Source organism: Aerococcus sp. UMB7834, from assembly GCF_030215145.1.
Taxonomy (GTDB): domain Bacteria; phylum Bacillota; class Bacilli; order Lactobacillales; family Aerococcaceae; genus Aerococcus.
In genome coordinates, this window is record NZ_JASOLI010000005.1 from 141,644 (window position 1) to 159,934 (window position 18,291).

14 protein-coding genes and 1 pseudogene are annotated in these 18,291 nt (G+C 47.8%); 8 read left to right on the forward strand and 7 right to left on the reverse strand.

Going from position 1 to position 18,291, the window contains the following annotated elements; all coding sequences use genetic code 11:
• Positions 1–34: 34 nt before the first annotated feature.
• A complete protein-coding gene (locus tag QP339_RS05515; protein ID WP_284910729.1) occupies positions 35–772 on the reverse strand; it encodes a DsbA family protein in 738 nt (245 codons plus the stop codon).
• A gap of 33 nt (positions 773–805) precedes the next feature.
• Positions 806–1,396, reverse strand: coding sequence for a CYTH domain-containing protein (locus QP339_RS05520; RefSeq protein ID WP_284910730.1), 591 nt, complete (start codon positions 1,394–1,396; stop codon positions 806–808).
• A gap of 357 nt (positions 1,397–1,753) precedes the next feature.
• On the opposite strand from QP339_RS05520, the gene QP339_RS05525 reads away from it, so the two are divergent.
• From QP339_RS05525 to metA, 4 genes are all read left to right on the forward strand, one after another.
• Positions 1,754–2,548 carry an NAD kinase gene (locus QP339_RS05525; protein ID WP_067975559.1) on the forward strand — a complete coding sequence of 265 codons (795 nt, stop codon included), beginning with the start codon at positions 1,754–1,756 and terminating at the stop codon, positions 2,546–2,548.
• Between the two features lie 34 nt (positions 2,549–2,582).
• Positions 2,583–3,506, forward strand: a complete 924-nt coding sequence (locus QP339_RS05530) for an RluA family pseudouridine synthase (RefSeq protein ID WP_284910731.1) — start codon at positions 2,583–2,585, stop codon at positions 3,504–3,506.
• A 31-nt stretch (positions 3,507–3,537) separates the two neighbouring features.
• The gene (gene mgtE, locus QP339_RS05535) at positions 3,538–4,908 is read left to right on the forward strand and encodes a magnesium transporter (protein WP_284910765.1); all 1,371 of its coding nucleotides are present in this window, start codon (positions 3,538–3,540) and stop codon (positions 4,906–4,908) included.
• 466 nt (positions 4,909–5,374) lie between these two features.
• Positions 5,375–6,313 carry a homoserine O-acetyltransferase MetA gene (gene metA / locus QP339_RS05540; RefSeq protein WP_284910732.1) on the forward strand — a complete coding sequence of 313 codons (939 nt, stop codon included), beginning with the start codon at positions 5,375–5,377 and terminating at the stop codon, positions 6,311–6,313.
• Between the two features lie 156 nt (positions 6,314–6,469).
• On the opposite strand, the pseudogene QP339_RS05545 reads toward metA, so the two are convergent.
• The 4 genes and pseudogenes from QP339_RS05545 to QP339_RS05560 form a co-directional block, all read right to left on the reverse strand.
• Positions 6,470–7,279: pseudogene (locus QP339_RS05545) on the reverse strand (pyruvate, water dikinase regulatory protein).
• Positions 7,276–7,908, reverse strand: a complete 633-nt coding sequence (locus QP339_RS05550) for a CBS domain-containing protein (RefSeq protein WP_284910733.1) — start codon at positions 7,906–7,908, stop codon at positions 7,276–7,278. Before QP339_RS05550 ends, QP339_RS05545 begins: the two are co-directional and overlap by 4 nt.
• A 40-nt stretch (positions 7,909–7,948) precedes the next feature.
• On the reverse strand, positions 7,949–10,579 hold the full coding sequence (gene ppdK, locus QP339_RS05555) for a pyruvate, phosphate dikinase (RefSeq protein WP_284910734.1): 2,631 nt from the start codon (positions 10,577–10,579) through the stop codon (positions 7,949–7,951).
• Between the two features lie 268 nt (positions 10,580–10,847).
• The gene (locus QP339_RS05560) at positions 10,848–11,288 is read right to left on the reverse strand and encodes a GNAT family N-acetyltransferase (protein ID WP_284910735.1); all 441 of its coding nucleotides are present in this window, start codon (positions 11,286–11,288) and stop codon (positions 10,848–10,850) included.
• Between the two features lie 142 nt (positions 11,289–11,430).
• On the opposite strand from QP339_RS05560, the gene QP339_RS05565 reads away from it, so the two are divergent.
• Positions 11,431–13,005: a peptide chain release factor 3 gene (locus tag QP339_RS05565; RefSeq protein ID WP_284910736.1), complete on the forward strand. Its 1,575-nt coding sequence runs from the start codon at positions 11,431–11,433 to the stop codon at positions 13,003–13,005.
• A 66-nt stretch (positions 13,006–13,071) separates the two neighbouring features.
• Here the strand turns inward: QP339_RS05565 and QP339_RS05570 are convergent, their stop codons facing one another.
• Entirely contained in the window at positions 13,072–15,330 is a 2,259-nt protein-coding gene (locus QP339_RS05570) for an ATP-dependent Clp protease ATP-binding subunit (protein WP_284910737.1), read from the reverse strand.
• Positions 15,331–15,697: 367 nt separating this feature from the next.
• Here QP339_RS05570 and QP339_RS05575 point away from each other — a divergent pair, with 367 nt between their 5' ends.
• The 3 genes from QP339_RS05575 (at position 15,698) to QP339_RS05585 (ending at position 18,274) form a co-directional block, all read left to right on the forward strand.
• Positions 15,698–15,964 (forward strand): phosphocarrier protein HPr, encoded by a 267-nt coding sequence (locus tag QP339_RS05575; RefSeq protein ID WP_067975590.1) that lies wholly within the window; start codon positions 15,698–15,700, stop codon positions 15,962–15,964.
• Between the two features lie 449 nt (positions 15,965–16,413).
• Entirely contained in the window at positions 16,414–16,641 is a 228-nt protein-coding gene (locus QP339_RS05580; RefSeq protein WP_067975593.1) for a YkuJ family protein, read from the forward strand.
• 97 nt (positions 16,642–16,738) lie between these two features.
• Entirely contained in the window at positions 16,739–18,274 is a 1,536-nt protein-coding gene (locus tag QP339_RS05585; RefSeq protein WP_284910738.1) for a Mur ligase family protein, read from the forward strand.
• Positions 18,275–18,291 lie beyond the last annotated feature (17 nt).

Sequence of the window (18,291 nt, forward strand, 5' to 3'; positions counted from 1 at the left end):
CGAGTTAAGCTGACTTTTCAAGGGGTCTCCTTTTTTATTTATTGAGTAGGCGCAGGTTGCCGGTGTTAATGGTGGACACTTGGCTTTTGTTGGCCTTGTTATGATAATGGCTGGCTTGGTAATTGAATAAACTATCTTCTGTTGGATGAATCATTTGGTCGGTGATATAGTCCAGATTGTCCTTAGTGATATCCTGGTCTAATTTGAGACCGTAGCGAAAATCCAAATTGTCGAAGATGACCAGGCTAGGGTTAGAACGAATCTTCATCTGCTGGGCGATTTTGAGATCTGTATGGTAAGACTTAAGGGCAGAACCAGAATCAATATCTTCCTGCCACATCTCGAGGTCGACGCGGGCTTCTTTGGCGAGTTCAAGCATTCGTTCTTTGGTAAATTCTTCTTCAGCGAGACCAAAGTGCTCCTGCATGGTCATGAGAAATTGTCGGCCCACTCTCTTGCCTTGGAGCAAGGCAGCCTTGTAGCCCACTGCAATTTGGTGCATGTGGCAGTAGAGGCGGTTGCGCTCGCCTAGGCTAAGCTTGGTCCAGTTTTTTTGTTTTAAGTATTCGTTGAATAAGCGGAAGTCATTACAGGCAATGAAGTGATAGTACACTCGCTTGTCGGTATGCTCCATAAAGTCTAGAACTTCCTCTTCACAAGAATGGCAATTACTTCCCATTGGGTTAACGAATAGGAAGAGCTCGAAGACATGGTCGTGGTCTTCTGCGGTTAGGTCGGTCGTCTGCTTGTGAGAATACTGAAATTGCTTCATAAGGCTGATAACCTCCTTCCAATTGAGCCTATGCTAAAATGTATAATCCGGAACAGTCGCTTGCATACGGGCGACTTTGACGGCAGCAGGTCGCCGTTCAATTTGCCGTTCCTCTAAAAAGTTTTGGAAAATTTGCCAGCCTTTTTGGGAACTGTTGACCTCCATCTCAAGTTCATAGTCTTGGTAGTGGTCGAATTGGCAGGCATCGAGGACAAGGAGCTGGCCTTGGTAGGGGAGTTCCCGCCTCAAGGTCTGGAAGTGCCCAATCATTTCCAGGCTTTGCCAGGTGATACCAGCCTGATTGAGGACCTGCTTGAGACTCTCTTTGATGACGGGGCGTCCCTGGGCTAGACTGGCTGTAACTTCTTCTACTGAGAGTATCTCCGTATATTCCCGCATTTCTTGGTCAGCTTGGCGGACCTTAAGGGTGAGGTGCTGGTAGTTATCCGCTTGGCGAATACGTAAGCCCATTCCCCTGGCTTTGAGTTGCCGGTCAGCCGTATCATAATACATATTGTGTAAGTGTTTGATCCTTTGCTCGCAATCTTCAAATTCGCTGATAAGCGTCTGGTACTCAGTTGGGGAAAGGATATTCTTATATTCGATTTCAACTTCTTCTTCCATTTGATCGCTCCTTCCCTTCCCTGTTTCAAGGCCATTATAGCAATTCTCAGGGGAGATAGAAACTAATGTGCTTGGCTGAAGTCTCATAAGATTAAATTTAGGATGACCAAAAAATAATCTTTAATCATATGAATTGTAACTGATAAAGAAGGACTAGGCAAGGTTTTGCGCTTATTATAATTGAATATAAAGTTTATAGATAAAGGCTATTGCTCAGGGCTTTAGTGGAAAATGAGCTAGAAGAAAGCGACTTTGTCACGGTTTATGTCTTCATGAGAGAGGGATTTTTTCTAGCTTATTAAGCTTTTTATGATAAAATAGGGGTGTTTGTTTGAAAAGAAAGGGGGACTGGCTCGCATGAAAGTTGCTATTGTAAATAATCCAAAGACACAGTCCTTGGCAGTAAAAGAAAAAATACTAGAATTGTTTTTAGAGCGGGGGATCTTGCTTGACCAAGACCAACCGGATATCGTGATCAGTATAGGCGGGGATGGCACCTTGCTCCATGCCTTCCATGCCTACCAAGACCAGCTTGACCGGGTACGGTTTATCGGCTTACATACTGGCCACTTAGGTTTCTATACGGACTGGAAGGACAACCAAGTGGCTGAACTGGTCGACGCCATCAGCCGGGACCAGGGGGAGCATGTCTCCTACCCCCTCTTGGAAGTGCGCCTCGTTCATAGTGATGGGCTAAGCAGCCGACGCTTGGCTCTGAATGAATCGGCTATTCGACGTTATGAGGGGACCATGACTTGCGAAGTTTATATCCGCGATGAGCTCTTTGAAGTCTTTCGAGGGGATGGCCTTTGTGTATCAACTCCCACTGGCTCAACCGGGCTCAATAAATCCTTAGGGGGAGCTGTGGTCCATCCGCGTTTGCAGACCCTCCAGCTGACAGAGATCGCCTCGCTCAACAACCGGGTCTTCCGTACCTTGAGCTCTTCGATGTTGATTGCACCGGATGAATGGATTGTGCTCCGACCAGGTGATGGGGAGATTTCAGGCGTCTATTTGTTTGTTGACCAATATTCAGCCCCTCTAGAGGAGGTTAAGCAGATTGAATTTCGGATTGCCGAAGAGCGGATTCATTTTGCACGTTACCGTCATTTACACTTTTGGAACCGTGTCAAGACAAGCTTTATTGGTTAGCACTGCATAGGACACAAGGAAGGAATGAAGCACTGTGTTATCTTTTGAATGGACGGTCCACCAAGACATGTATGTTCGTACTTTTTTGCGGGGGAAGGGGATTTCGCGCCGTCTCCTAGCTCGGATTAAATACCATGGCGGGGAGGTCCTCTTGAATGATGAGCCCCGTTATGTGGGGACCCAGGCCGTGGTGGGTGATCGGATTAAAGTCTTAATCCCAGATGAAGGGAAGCAGGAGGAGATTGAGGGGATGCCAGGGCCCTTGGAAATTCTCTTTGAGGATGACCATTATTTGGCTGTCAATAAGCCGGCCTATTATACTTCGATTCCTTCTTTCCATAATCCCCAGGGGTCGATGGCGAATATCTTGAAGGCCTATTACCAAGCACAGAATTATGATAACCAGGTCATCCATGTCGTGACACGCTTGGACCGAGATACCAGCGGCGTGATGCTTTTTGCCAAGCACCAATTTGCTCATTCGCTCCTGGACCAGAGCTTGCGTCAGGGCGGGATTGATAAGCGTTACTGGGCCTTTACCCCTGACCCTCTGCAGCCCAAGGACCAGGGTTTTATTGAAGCGGGCATTGGTCGGAAGCCGGGCTCGATCATTGAACGTCGGGTTGACCCAGACGGTAAGCCGGCCTTAACGGAATACCAGCTCTTGCGGGAGACGGCAGCTGGTTACCTCTATGGGGTCCGCCTCCATACCGGGCGCACCCATCAGATCCGTGTCCACTTTGCCTATGCGGGAGCGCCCTTGTATGGTGACAGCCTATACGGCGGAGACCTGGCAGCCGGTCTTGACCGCCAGGCCCTCCACTGCCGGAGCTTATCCTTCAACCACCCCTTGACCGGCGACCACTTGCAGATTATTGCCCCTTTAGCTGATGAATTGTCGGATTGGCAGACGCGTTATTTTGAAGACCAAGAGAAAGAGTGTGAAGATGGTAGATAAAAAAGAAGTCCAAAACGCTGAAAATCCTGAAATCTATGAAAGTCAACAAATGACCGATGAAGAGGTTTTTGAAGGGGTCATGGCCTGTTTGAGGCGAAATGACCGGGTGGCTTTTCGTGAAGAATTCTTCAAAAACCATACCTTTGTTCAAGCTCAGATTTATTTGAATTTGGAATTTGCTGACCGCCAGCTCGTCCATGAATTCCTGGAGCCCCAGGAGCTGGCTGAAATCTATGATATTATCGATGATGAAGATGAAAGCCTGATCTTAGCCTTCCTGAATGAAATGAATGACGAGTATTCGGCAGTGGTCCTGGGCGAGATGTACACCGATAATGCTGCGGATATCTTGAATGACCTGAAACCGGAGAAGATGCGAACCTACCTGCGCCTGATGCCTAAGGTGCGAGCGGATGAACTTAAGGTCCTGATGAATTATGGGGATGAAACGGCCGGGGGGATTATGACCACGGAGTTTGTCTCGATTAAGGCCAACCAAACCATCCGTTCAGCTATGACCCTGCTTCGGGCCAAGGCCGAAAATGCGGAGAGTATCTACTATCTCTATATTGTTGACGATGATAACCGCTTAGTGGGCGTTCTCTCCCTGCGTGACCTCATCCTCAGTGAAGGCCATGTCCTAGTCTCTGATGTCATGTCTAGCCGGGTGATCTCGGTGGATGTCGATGAGGAGCAGAGCCAGGTGGCCCGAACCATTAAGGACTATGACTTCTTCGCCATTCCGGTGGTGGAAGCAACCGGCGAATTGCTGGGGATTATTACCGTTGATGATATCCTCGATGTTATGGATGACGAAGCCATGGCCGATTATTCTGGTCTGGCAGGGGTGGACGTGGATGAGCAGTATGAGAGTCCATCCAAGTCTGCCAAGTCCCGGTTACCCTGGTTGATTACCTTGCTTTGCCTGGGTATGGGGACATCGAGCTTGATTAGCCAATTTGAAGGCATGATTTCAGAAGTCGCTACCTTGTCCCTCTTTATCACCCTGATCACAGGGACGGCAGGGAATGCGGGGACCCAGTCCTTGGCCGTGGCGGTTCGCAAGCTTGCCTTGCCTGATGACCAGTCGACCTCGCTTTTTTCGATGATTATGCGAGAAATTGTAACGGGGCTCCTCTGTGGGGCGATTACAGGTCTGACCATTATGTTGATTGTTGGTTTCTGGCAGTCTAACTTTGTCTTAGGGGCTGTGGTTGGAATTGCTATGCTCTGTGCCATTACTGTAGCCAACTTAGCGGGGAGCTTGATCCCCATCTTAATGGACCGTTTAGGCTTCGATCCCGCCGTTGCTTCGGGTCCCTTTATTACGACCTTGAGTGACTTGACTTCGGTATTAATTTACTTTACGATCGCGGCGCAATTCCTGCCTTTGTTGATGTAATTATCGAGCTAAGACCGGAAACTTGATTTTAGTTTATAAATAGATTAAAATAGTGATAGTTTAGTGATATCAAGATTAAAGCGAAGAACAGATGAGTAGATGGTGGCGCGGCACAGAGAATCCGGTAAGCTGAGAACGGATGCGTTGAAGCGATTGAATATGGTCTGTGAGCAGGGAAGGATAGAATAAGCCGTATTTAGGCTCGTGAGTCCTTCTGTTTAGTGCCCATTAAAGCACTGCCATAGCTTATGGCGAATGAGGCAGGCTGTCTAAGCCTGTAAACTAAGGTGGTAACACGTTATCAACGTCCTTACAGTGGAGTACTGTAGGGACGTTTTTATTTGATAGGAAGCTCAAAAAGCTGCTCGGATGTTTAGCCTGGCTAGCTAGTGGTTAAAGAATAGTTTTCATATCAATGACTTGTGAGCAGTAGCAACGTTTCGAATGATATTAGGAGGTTGAGGATATGCCGATTAAAGTTGCGGGTAATTTACCAGCGATTCACCGTTTAGCAGAGGAAAATATTTTTGTTATGAATGATCGACGGGCGGAGATGCAAGACTTCCGTACCCTTGAAATTGTGATTGTGAATCTGATGCCGACTAAGGAAGCGACCGAAGAGCAGCTGCTCCGTCTATTGAGTAACTCGCCCTTGCAGGTCAATATCACTTTTCTTCATACGGCTAGTCACACTTCTAAGCATATTTCGGAAAAGCACTTGCGAACTTTCTATCGGACTTTTGAAGATATTAAGGACCGTTACTTTGATGGGATGATCATTACAGGGGCGCCGGTGGAGACCATGCCCTTTGAAAAAGTCAATTACTGGGAAGAGCTTGAGGCCATTATGAATTGGAGTGAGGGCCATGTCTTCTCCACCATGCACATTTGCTGGGGAGCCCAGGCTGCCCTTTATCATCATTATGGGATCAATAAGTTCCCTCTTAAGGACAAGCTATTCGGTATCTACGAGCAGCGGCTCAATGACCGGGAAAATAGTCTGGGACGGGGCCTGGATGATGTCTTCCTCATGCCCCATTCCCGGCATACGGAAGTTCGTCGTGAAGATATTGAAGCACAGGATGAGCTGGAAGTTCTCGCTTATTCGGAAGATGGCAGCGTGAGTGTCGCCTACAGCAAGGACCAGCGCTTTGTCTTTATTTTTGGCCATGTGGAATATGATGCTGATACCTTGGACAAGGAATATCGCCGCGACCTTGACGCAGGCAAGACTATCCAAATGCCCCGTAATTATTATCCACACGATGATCCCAAGCAAGCTCCGCTATTGAAGTGGCGGACAGCTGCCAATATGCTCTTTAGCAACTGGCTGAACTATTATGTCTACCAAGATACGCCATTTGTTATTGAACAGATTCCGGAGAAATGGCGGGTTGAGAAATAGAGAGTGTTCCAAAAGTCGGTCAGACCAGACTTTTGGAACAGGTTTTTGAAAAAGTTCGCTATTTAAGGGATAGGGTCTACTAAATGTCAACGGAATGAAATCAACACAAAAAGGAAGCCTACTTTTGGCTTCCTTTTTATGTATCGATTTTTACCTTTAGGACAGGTTAAGCAAGTGTTCGATCTCGGAACCACTCTCTTCAATGGACTTGTATTCAATGGAGATTTCCTGGACGCCGAGTTCTTGGTAGATGGACCGAGCATGTTGGAGTTCGTGCTTGATACGGTCTAGCTGGCTATAAGGGGCCTCCCCGGTTAAGCCCAGGTCTTTCAAGCGGTGGGTACGCACATTGAGGATGTAGCGCGGGGAAGCAATCAGACCAAAGACTTTCTTAGGGGGAACTTGACGGAGGGTTTCCGGGAGCTAAACTTCTGGCATGAGAGGGAAGTTGGCAACCTTCCAGGAATGGTTAGCCAGGTACATGGAGAGGGGCGTTTTACCCGAGCGCGAAACACCGAGCAGGATAATATCTGCTTCAAGCAGGCTCTTCTGACTGAGCTTGCCGTCGTCATGCTTGATGGCGTATTCCATGGCGGCCATGCGGTTGAAGTAATCTTGGTTGACCCGGCGCTGGGCCCCGATTTCTTGGCTCGGCGCTAACTGGGTGGTCTGGGTGACTTGGTCAATCATCTCCTGCATAAAGTTGACATAAGCCAGACCCTGGTCTTGGGCAAAGTTGCGGGCACAGTGGTCGAGCGTTTGATTCACAAAGGTGGCGGCCAAAAGAGCCTCTTCTTTCTTAGCGTCTTCCAGAATGGGGAGAAGGTCTTCTGTCTCCTGGATGAAGGGGTAGCGTTTAACCTGGGGCTTGAGACCGTGCTGGAACTGGGCAAGAACAGCTTGGGCCATGAGGCGGGCGCTTTCGCCAACAGCATCTGATAGGATATAGATATTTTTGTGAATCATAAATCTTCCTCGCTAACTAGGGATTGAACAAATAAACGGACAAGCTGGGTTTTGGATAGTTTTCCCAAAATTTTAAAGTGTTCTAGGTCTTCGACCACGGGCAAGGAGTCCACCTCGTGTTTAACTAGGATTTTGGCCGCTTCGATGAGGGGGGTATCCGCACGGGTGACCAGAATATTGGGCATCCGGGTCATAATGACCGCTAGAGCCGTTTGACCTTGGTCGCCTCCCGAAAGGCTGGCCCTCAGGAGGTCCTTGCGCGAGACAATCCCTAAGAGCTCCTGGTCTTCGGGAAGGCTCACATAGAGCGAACCGGAATCATAGAGGAAGAGCAGGGTGATTGCCTCTTGGACGGAACTATCTGGGCTCACTTGGATAGCAGACCCCATCACATCCGCCACTGTCAAGTCAGCAAATTGGTCGGACCAGAGCGGTTCAACATTTTGCCCGGTATAGAAGTAACCAATTTTTGGTTTAGCGTCTAGTATCCCGACCATGGTGAGGACAGCTAGGTCGCTACGCAGGGTAGACTTGGTGAGCTGGAAATGGTCAGCAATGGCATCAGCTGTGATGGGCTGTTTCTTCTTGACAATGCGGATAATTTCCTCTTGGCGTTGGCTAAATTTCATGCATCTTCCTCAATTTCTAATTCTTAGCGACGACAAATGGTTAGGGCCGGTTGCGAAGACTGGCCTGGGCGGCTGCTAATTGGGCAATGGGGAGACGGAAGGGCGAGCAGGAGATATAGTCGAGTCCAATCGCATCAAAGAAGGCGATGGAAGCGGGATCTCCTGCGACTTCGCCACATACCCCAATCGGAATATCAGCTTTAGCGGACCGGGCTTTTTGACAAGCAAGTTTGATCAAGGCTCCCACGCCTTCCAGGTCGAGACTTTGGAAGGGATCCTTGGCTAGGGTGCCATCTGCCAGGTATTGGTGGATAAACTTGCCAGCATCGTCCCTGGAATAACCAAAAGTCATTTGGGTCAGGTCATTAGTCCCAAAGCTCATAAAGTCGGCATCCAGGGCAATTTGGTCAGCCGTTAGACAAGCCCTTGGAATCTCTATCATTGTACCAATTTTATAAGATAAAGTCATCTGGTGTTCAGCTAGATAGCGGTCTGCTGTTTCCTCTAGTCTTTGTTTTAAAAGCTGTAATTCTTTGCCTAGGCTAACCAGGGGAATCATGATTTCCACTTTTAAGTCCTGGCCACCGGCTTCTTGGCTGGCCAGAGCACCAGCTAGGATGGCGTGAACTTGCATTTCATAAAGTTCGGGATAGGTCATGGCGAGCCGGCAGCCCCGGTGACCCAGCATCGGGTTAACTTCCTTCAATTGTTGGATCCGGTCCTTGAGTGCTTCTTCAGAGAGTTCAAGCGACTGCGCCAGGCTTTGGATTTCTTGTTCATCCTGGGGCAGGAATTCATGGAGGGGTGGGTCCAGTAAGCGGATGACCGTTTTTTGCCCCTGGCTGAGGTCAAAGATAGCTTTGAAGTCTGCTTCTTGGTAGCCGGCAATTCTCTCTAGTGCCGCATGGCGGTCGTCGTTGTTAGAAGAAAGGATAAAGCGGCGAATTTCTAAGAGGCGTTCAGCCTGGAAGAACATGTGCTCAGTGCGCACGAGACCGATCCCTTGTGCCTTGAAGGCCAAGCCTGTCTGGATGTCTTGGGGATTTTCAGCATTCATGCGAACGGCTAGGCGGCTCTCTTCACGGGCCCAGGTCATTAAGGCTTCAAAGTCAGCTCCGGCCTTGCTGGGGCTGCTTGGAACTTGGCCCAGGTAGACCTTGCCTGTATTGCCGTCGACGGATATGCTATCACCTTCGTGGAGCAAACGGTCGCCGCAGTGGAGAAGGCCTTGACCTTCATCAACGCTTAAGTCGTGGCATCCGGTCACGCAGCACTTGCCCATGCCGCGAGCGACAACCGCTGCGTGGGAGGTCATGCCACCATGGCAAGTGAGGATAGCTTGGGCAGCCGTCATGCCTTCAATATCTTCGGGCGAGGTTTCTTGACGGACGAGGATACAAGCTTTGCCAGCTTCGGCCCAGGCCTTGGCCTTGTCTGCCGTGAATACAATCGCCCCACTGGCTGCTCCTGGGCTGGCTGCTAGTCCAGCTTCTGATAGGAGTTCTGCCTGGCTTAAGTTTTCTTCTGTAAAGCTAGGGTGGAGCAATTGGTCAAGGCTCTTGGCGTCAACTTGTTGGAGGGCTTGGGCCTTGGTGATGAGTCCTTCCTTGACCATATCTACCGCAATTTTAACCGCAGCCTTGGCGGTCCGCTTTCCATCCCGGGTTTGGAGGAAGTAGAGCTTGCCTTCCTCGATCGTAAATTCGATATCTTGCATATTATGGTAATGGGCTTCGAGTTTATTCGCTAAGCTTTCAATTTCTTGGTAGATCTGAGGGGCATGCTGGTTGATTTCATCGAGGGCTTGGGGTGTCCGGATGCCGGCTACCACGTCTTCCCCCTGGGCATTGACTAGGAATTCGCCAAAAAGGGCCTTTTCCCCTGTTGCAGGATGGCGGGTGAAGAGAACGCCAGTGCCTGAATGAGGTCCTAGGTTACCAAAGACCATCTCTTGGATGTTGACGGCTGTGCCCAGGTCATCTGGAATATCGTGAAGCTGGCGGTAGACGCGGGCTCGCTTATTGTTCCAAGATTTAAAGACAGCTTCGACAGCATCATAGATTTGTTGGTGGACATCTTGGGGGAAGGGAAAGTTCAATTCTTCTTGGTAGATGGCTTTGAAGTCTTCCACTAAATCTTTTAGAGCCTGGCTACTGAGCTCGTAATCGGCAGTGACCTTTTCTTTGCGGCGGGCCTGGCTGAGTCGGTCTTCAAATAATTGACTGTCCAAGCCGTAGACCACATCGGCGTACATCTGTAAGAGCCGCCGGTAGCAGTCATAGGCGAAGTGTGGGTTATCCGTCATTTGGGCTAAAGCCTCCACATTCTCGTCGTTTAAGCCCACATTCAGGATGGTATCCATCATCCCTGGCATGGAGATTTTGGCCCCACTGCGGACAGAAACCAGTAAGAGTTGGTCTTTTTGGTTAAATTGTTTGTGGGTTTGTGCTTCCAAATCTTGGATGGCTTTTTGAATATCCGTTTTAAGGTCAGTACTCAGACCCTGCTTAGGATCTTTGAGATAGGCGAGACAAGCTTGGGTCGTGATGGTAAAACCTTGGGGAACAGGGAGTCCCAAACGACAGAGTTCGGCCAAGTTAGCTCCCTTGCCGCCCAGTAAATCGCGCATTCCAGCATGACCTTCTGTGAAAGCATAAACATTTTGTGACATAATAGCCTCCTTTGACTGCTAAGTGATACGTCACAAATATTATATAATGCATCATATACAATTGCAAGCGCTTCTTTTGATTGTGAATAGCTACTTAGGGAGCGGAATAGCTTTTAAAATGCAAATCTATGAAGGATAAATTCTTTTTTTTCACAAATATTTTATGTGATATTAGAGCTTATATATTATATGTGATGCATTATAGATGAAAATATATCCTCAAAGAAAAAACAGGAAAGCAGTCAGTTTAACTGTTTTCCTGTTCTTTCTATTTTTCAGCTAAGGAGAGGCGCATTTGCAGGTGGGGGATGCCGGCTTCCTCAAAGTAGTCCCCTTCCCCTTGGTAACCACATAGCTGGTAGAAGTTCTCGCGACCGGCTTGGGCATGGAGGATGAGTTCTTTAAAGCCTTGTTCTTGGCTATAAGCTTGGCATTCAGCCATCAGTTCTCGCCCAATCCCATGGTCTCTCTGGGCCTTCAAGACAGCGACGCGTTGGACCTTGGCCGTCTCTTCGGAGAGGGGAAGGAGCCGGGCACAGGCTAAGGGCTCACCAGCTCGATAGGCCACCAGGTGTCGGGCAACTTCTTCCTTATCATCGATTTCCAGTGCGGGGTCGATCCCTTGTTCACCGATAAAAATAGCTTTGCGGATCGCCAGGGCATCCTGGTAAGTTTGGGAGTTGAGGTCTTGGGTCCATTTAAATTTCATGCGCATCTTTCCTTTTTTGCTTAATTCTAGCACTAAAGCTTTGGGTAAAGCTAATAAAATATCTAGCGACTAATATTTTACTTGCTTGGAAGTTATGATAGAATGAGGGGATGTAAAAAACAGTTAGCGTTAAATATAAAGGATGAAGAAGATGAATCTTAAAGAAGAAGTTCAAAAACGGCGCACTTTTGCCATTATTTCCCACCCGGATGCGGGGAAAACAACGATTACTGAGCAGCTCTTACTATTCTCTGGGGCCATCCGTCAAGCTGGGACCGTCAAAGGGAAAAAGACTGGTCAATATGCCAAGTCTGACTGGATGGATATTGAGAAGAAACGGGGAATTTCCGTTACTTCTTCCGTTATGGAGGTCGATTATGATGGTCACCAGGTCAATATTGTAGATACCCCTGGGCACGAGGATTTCTCTGAAGATACTTACCGGACGTTGATGGCTGTGGATGCGGCTGTCATGGTGATCGACTCAGCTAAGGGGATCGAACCCCAGACTAAAAAACTTTTCCAAGTTTGTGCCATGCGGGGCATTCCTATCTTTACTTTTATGAATAAGTTGGACCGTGATGGCCGTGAGCCCATGGACTTGGTGGCCGAACTGGAGGATATCTTAGGGATTGATGCCTATCCAATGAATTGGCCAATCGGCATGGGCAAGAGCCTGGAAGGCATTTATGATATCTATAATCAACGGATCGAGCTCAACCATCCAGAAGCGGAGGATCCTTTCCTCGCCTTGGATGAATCCGGCGATCTCGCCCAAAGTCATCCGATCCAGTCTTCTATTTTCTACGAAGAAGCCTTGGAGAATGTCCAATTGCTCCAGGAAGCTGGCAATGACTTTGATAAGGAAGCCATCCTTAACGGGAAGCTGACTCCTGTCTTCTTTGGCTCTGCCCTGACCGGTTTTGGCGTCCAAACCTTCCTGGATAGCTTTGTTGACTTCGCGCCAGCACCGGGTCCAGTGGAGACTCAGAATGGCGAAATGGTCAGTCCCTTAGATCCAGAGATGTCTGGTTTTATCTTCAAAATCCAAGCTAATATGGATCCCCGCCACCGTGACCGAATTGCCTTTGTACGGATTTGTTCGGGGAGTTTCGAAGAGGGGATGACCGTCAAACTGGCCCGCAATGATAAGAAGCTGAAACTCAATAATACGACTCGCTTTATGGCCGACAGCCGGGAGAACGCGAGCGAAGCGGTTGCAGGAGACATTATCGGTCTCTATGACACGGGGAATTTCCAGATCGGAGACTCTATTTATGCAGGCGGCCAGAAGGTTCAGTTCAAGCCCCTGCCCCAGTTTACGCCAGAGCTCTTTATGAAGGTGACACCCAAGAATGTGATGAAGCAAAAATCCTTCCACAAGGGGGTTGAGCAGCTGGTCCAAGAAGGCGCCATCCAGCTCTATAAGACTTGGTTTACCGAAGAGTATATCCTTGGCGCTGTGGGTCACTTGCAGTTTGAAGTCTTTGAAGACCGCCTGAAGAACGAGTACAATTCAGAAGTTATCATGTCCTCTATGGGGTCTAAGACCGCGCGCTGGATTGACGAAGACGACCTCGACCCGAATATGTCATCGAGCCGAAACCTGCTCTGCAAGGACCGCTATGGCCAGCCTGTCTTCCTCTTTGAAAACAATTTCGCTGAGCGCTGGTTCCAAGACAAGTATCCGGATGTCGAATTGAAGAGCTTGCTTTAAGAAAAAATTTTAACAATCAAAAAGTGCAGTCCCAAATTTTCAGGACTGCACTTTTATCTTTTGAACTTATTCAGTTTCTCCGTCATCACTCGCACTATCAGTACCTGATTCCGAGTCAGACGTATTATTTTCCTCCAGGTCACTGACGGTAATCTTCTTGTCACCATCGAGGTCAAAGCTGATTTCCTTCAGGTCTGGGTGCTTGAGGTAGGCATCCGCGATTTGGTCTTCAATATGTTCTTGGAGAACACGGCGGAGGGGCCGAGCACCGAGTTTAGGATTATAACCCAGTTCCACGAGTTCATCCTTGGCTTCTGGACTCACTTGGACCTGAATGCCTTGACCTTTGAGCAAGTTGTTCATTTCTTTGATCATGAGGTCAATAATGACAATGAGCTCTTCTTTAGTCAATGGTTCAAATTCGACAATGGCGTCGAAGCGGTTAAGGAATTCCGGCTTGAAGTAGTCGTCCAGCTTGTCGAGAACCGTCTTGGTCTTACCTTGCTGGCTGGCGGCGAAACCGACGCTGGATTCGACACCGGCTGATCCCGCATTAGAAGTCATAATGATGATGGTATCTTTAAAGGAAACCACCCGACCTTGGGAATCAGTCAGTCGGCCGTCATCCATGATCTGCAAGAAGAGGTTGAGGACATCGGGATGGGCCTTTTCAATCTCGTCGAGAAGGATCAGGGAGTAAGGGCGGCGCCGGACTTGTTCGGTTAAGCGACCAGCTTCTTCGTAGCCTACATAGCCAGGTGGTGAACCAATCAGCTTGCTGACACTATGTTTCTCCATGTATTCACTCATATCAAAGCGTACCATGGCATCCTTGCTACCGAAGAGTTCGCGGGCGAGTTGACGGGCAAGTTCTGTCTTCCCAACACCAGTCGGTCCCACGAAGAGGAAGCTACCGATCGGACGTTCACCAGCAGTCAAGCCAACCCGGTTGCGTCGGATAGCCCGACTGACAGCTTCAATCGCTTCATCCTGGCCGATGACACGGGACTGTAAGTTTTCCTCTAAGTTGATGAGCTGGTTTTGTTCTTGCTCTTGGAGGTCAGAGACAGGGATGCCGGTCTTTTCTTCCACAATGGATTGAATGTCTTCGACTTCCACCCGGGGACGTTTTTCAGGGACATCTACATGGTTGTCGCGCATTTCTTGGTATTTGGCTAATTGGTCCCGGTAATATGCCGCTTTTTCATAGTCTTCGGCTTCGGTTGCCATTTGCTTCAGGTCATTCAATTGCGTAATTTGCTTGTCGAGCGATTCCAAGTCCACAAAAGGAATGGTAAGATTCTTACGCGACCCAGATTCATCTAAGAGGTCGATGGCCTTGTCCGGGAGCTGACGGTCAGTGATGTAGCGGTCAGATAGGCGGACAGTGGCTTCAATGGCCTCTGGGCTGTAGATAACATTGTGGTACTTCTCATACTTATCCGTAATGCCCTGGATAATTTCAAGGGTTTCTTCCACCCTTGGTTCTTCCACATAAACGGGTTGGAGGCGACGGGCGAGGGCCCCATCTTTTTCGATTTGGCGGAATTCATTGAGGGTGGTAGCCCCAACTAATTGGAGCTCACCCCGAGCTAGGGCTGGCTTGAGGATATTGCCTGCGTCCATGGAGCCTTCAGCACTACCGGCACCGACAATTTCATGAATTTCATCAATGAAAAGGATAATGTCATCATTGGCACTGACTTCTTGGATTAATTGTTGCATTTTTTCCTCGAATTGCCCGCGCACGCCAGTTCCTTGGACCAAGGAGGCCACATCTAAGGAAATCACTTCCTTATTTTGAAGTTTTTCAGGGACTTCCTTGGCCACAATTTTTTGGGCGAGGCCTTCAACCACCGCCGTTTTCCCAACACCGGCTTCTCCGATTAGGACAGGATTGTTTTTGTTCCGACGGTTGAGGATTTCGATCACTCGGCGAATTTCATTGTCGCGTCCAATAATGGGATCGAAGTGGTCATTCTGAGCTAGGTCCGTCATATTCGTGCCATAAGTTGACAGCAGGCTCTGTTCATTATTGGTACTTTGCCCTTGACCAGCGGTGAAGTTAGCAAAAGGATTCTCTCCCTGTTTAGAAGAGGCTTGGAAGCCTGCCGGGTTCTGGCGGAGACTTCTAAAAATACTATCAAGGTCATTCCAGGGGAGGTCTTGGTTTGGCTTATCTTGTTTATAGTTTTCTTGGGAGCCGCCATCATTGATGACTTCGCGATAACAATGTTGGCAGAGGTTGATGGCTTGGCGCTTGCCGTTAACATTGGCATACATATGGATCGCGGCTTGGCGCTTGCCACAGCGTTGACAAATCATAGGGTCACTCCTTTATCTTTACAAATACTTGGTCAAGTACCTAGTCAAAATATCTTGACCAATACTGACTATACCCATATTATACATTGACCTTTACTGACTTTCAAGTCTTAAGCCTTAAATTTATCCCGGTAAGTGTACAAATTATCTGAAAAAAATAAAGATGTGAATCTGCTAAAAATTTAAGCAAAGACTTGCATAAAAAAACTGATAGCGGTATCATATGATTAAGTAATCTTTACCACAGGGCCTTGTTTCAAGTGCGCAAACGTGGTAAATTATTATTTAGGAGTATGTTCATCTCTCTTGAGTTTGAGTATTCTGCTACGAAGTGAAGTCAATAATATAGATTAAGGAGATATTTATTATGCAAAAAGAAACTTTCAATATTACTGCTGAAACTGGTATCCACGCACGTCCAGCTACTTTATTAGTTCAAACTGCTAGCAAGTTTGAATCTGAAATCAACTTGGAATATAAAGGTAAATCTGTTAACCTTAAATCCATCATGGGCGTTATGTCTTTAGGTGTTGGTAAAGGCGCAGATGTTGAAATTACTGCTGAAGGTAGCGACGAAGAAGAAGCTATCGCAGCCATTAAAGAAACGATGTCAAACGAAGGTTTGTCTGAATAATAAAAAACTTTCATTAACCGGTGCTCGCACCGGTTATTTTTTTGCTCCTTTATAAAAATTGAGAGTGTGACAAAAGTCATTTAGGCCTGGATTACTTCACGACCGATGTCAGGTCTGACTTTTGGAACTGTTTTTGAAAAAGCTCCTTTTTTAAGAGGCTGGGGCTTTTATCCCATCCTCTTCGACCTCACAAACTCTATCCATTCAATTCAACTTTTATCGCAAGACCTTTTTTCTTAATTTCTAATAATTTAGGGATTTTTTCATGCATTGTTCGAGAAGTCTCTAGGAGACTATGCTAGAATAAAGTAGGACGCTAGAGGAATGGATAGCTCTGGCTAAGAAATTTAGAATAATTGTTCACAGAAGCAAGGATTTAGTGTACAATTTTAGCTAAGTTACTTTATATTTAATAGGGTAATTTGGGATATAGTGAAAGGAGTTTTCTTATGAAAACATCACAGTTAAAAGCGATTCTTAACCGTTTAGAAGCGATGACGGCAGATGATTCTGAGATTGAGGTAAGACGTTTCGAATTTGAAGGTCAGGAACGCTGCCAAGTTCGTTATGATCGTGAAACTGAGAGCTTTGAATTGCATGACCATACAATTAATGAAAGCTTCCAATTTGACGATATTGACTTAGTTGCCATTGAAATCTTTGAATTGTTGCAATAGAACGAAATCCGATTATCGGCAGTTAACTGCTGAAACGCTGGGTCGTGTTTGGCACGGCTCTTTTTTTGAAGCGGATAAGGAAGGGTGAAGAGCGGTAGTGAATGCATTGAACTTGGATAAGCTGGCAGATAGACTAGCTGAAGCAGATGAAATTGTGGACTTGAATTGGCCGGGAGCTCTGGAAGTTAAGCAAATTAGCTATGATTCCAGAGAGGTTGAGCCGGGCTGCTTGTTCTTTTGTAAGGGGGCACATTTTGATCCGAAATTTCTTGACCAGGCTAAGGCCAAGGGAGCGGTCGCTTATATAGCGGAAGATCATTATCCCCAAGTTGACCTTCCTTACTGCCAGGTGCGCGATGTCCGGCGGGCGATGCCCTTAGTGGCTGACGCTTTCTATGGGGCTCCCTACCAGGCCTTTGACTTGATTGGGATTACGGGAACCAAGGGCAAGACGACGACCACAGCCTATCTCCATGCCATCCTCGATGCCTACCAGGAGGACCAGGGCAAGCCAGCAACAGCCTTCCTCTCCTCTAATCGTTTCGATGATGGGATTGATCGGGGGGCTTCCCAGCTAACGACGCCGGAATCCTTGCCCTTGTTTAAGCACTTCGACCATGCCCGTCAGAGCCAGCGCGATTTCATGATTATGGAAGTATCCAGCCAGGCCTTGAAGTATCGTCGGGTGGATCAAGTTGTATTTGATGTGGCAGCCTTTTTAAATATTTCAAGGGACCATATCAGCCCTAATGAACACCCTAATTTTGAGGATTATTTTGAAAGTAAGCTTAAAATTTTTGACCGGGCCAAGTGTGCCGTTCTCGCTAAAGATAGCGACCACTATGACCGTATTCTAGACCGTGCCCAAAGGAGTCCTGAAGTCGAAGAAATTATTACAGTAAGTCTCAATGATGCGAGCGCTGATTATTATGCGACAGATATCCAGGCGCAAACGGATGGCCAGCGTTTTACCCTCCACGATCCGGAAGGCCAGGAAGAAATGACCATGAGCATGCAGGGAATCTTCAATGTAGAAAATGCCCTGGTCGCTATCGCAATCGCCCGCCATTACGGTGTTCCTTATGCCTTGATTAACCAAGCCTTGGCTCAAATTAAAGCACCAGGACGCATGGAGGTCTTTCAGTCAGCTGATGGCCAGCTGAAGGCTATCGTGGACTTTGCCCACAATCTCTTGAGTTTTGAGCAGCTCTTTCACGCCGCTAAGCAGATGTTTCCTGACCACCGCTACCGGATTGTCTTTGGGGCACCGGGTAATCGCGGGATTGGTCGGCGCGAAGACTTGCCCCAGGTTGCTGCCCAGGAGGCGGACGCCATTTACTTGACCATGGATGATCCGGATACCGAGTCTGTTGAAGCGATCTGCCAAACTCTCCACCAACATGTCTTAGAGGCTGGTGGCCAGGCAGAGATTATACTGGACCGACCTCAAGCCATCCACCAAGCTTTTGTGGATGCAGCGGCTGACCAAGCGCCAAATGTAGTTCTTTTAGCCGGCAAAGGCGATGAATGTTTTATGAAGATTAATGGTAATAAAGAAGACTATTTAGGGGATGTGCACTATGCCCAGGCTGAACTGAAAGCCTATGATAAAGCGCAGTCAGCTTCTAAGTAAGAGAAAGAGGAGGTCCG

Coding starts and splice junctions, on each gene's coding strand:
- QP339_RS05520 (WP_284910730.1), bottom strand. CDS start 1,396: ATGGAAGAAGAAGTTGAAATCGAATATAAGAATATCCTTTCCCCAACT.
- QP339_RS05525 (WP_067975559.1), top strand. CDS start 1,754: ATGAAAGTTGCTATTGTAAATAATCCAAAGACACAGTCCTTGGCAGTA.
- metA (WP_284910732.1), top strand. CDS start 5,375: ATGCCGATTAAAGTTGCGGGTAATTTACCAGCGATTCACCGTTTAGCA.
- QP339_RS05580 (WP_067975593.1), top strand. CDS start 16,414: ATGAAAACATCACAGTTAAAAGCGATTCTTAACCGTTTAGAAGCGATG.
- ppdK (WP_284910734.1), bottom strand. CDS start 10,579: ATGTCACAAAATGTTTATGCTTTCACAGAAGGTCATGCTGGAATGCGC.
- QP339_RS05515 (WP_284910729.1), bottom strand. CDS start 772: ATGAAGCAATTTCAGTATTCTCACAAGCAGACGACCGACCTAACCGCA.
- QP339_RS05550 (WP_284910733.1), bottom strand. CDS start 7,908: ATGAAATTTAGCCAACGCCAAGAGGAAATTATCCGCATTGTCAAGAAG.
- QP339_RS05560 (WP_284910735.1), bottom strand. CDS start 11,288: ATGAAATTTAAATGGACCCAAGACCTCAACTCCCAAACTTACCAGGAT.
- QP339_RS05570 (WP_284910737.1), bottom strand. CDS start 15,330: ATGATTTGTCAACGCTGTGGCAAGCGCCAAGCCGCGATCCATATGTAT.
- QP339_RS05575 (WP_067975590.1), top strand. CDS start 15,698: ATGCAAAAAGAAACTTTCAATATTACTGCTGAAACTGGTATCCACGCA.
- QP339_RS05565 (WP_284910736.1), top strand. CDS start 11,431: ATGAAGAAGATGAATCTTAAAGAAGAAGTTCAAAAACGGCGCACTTTT.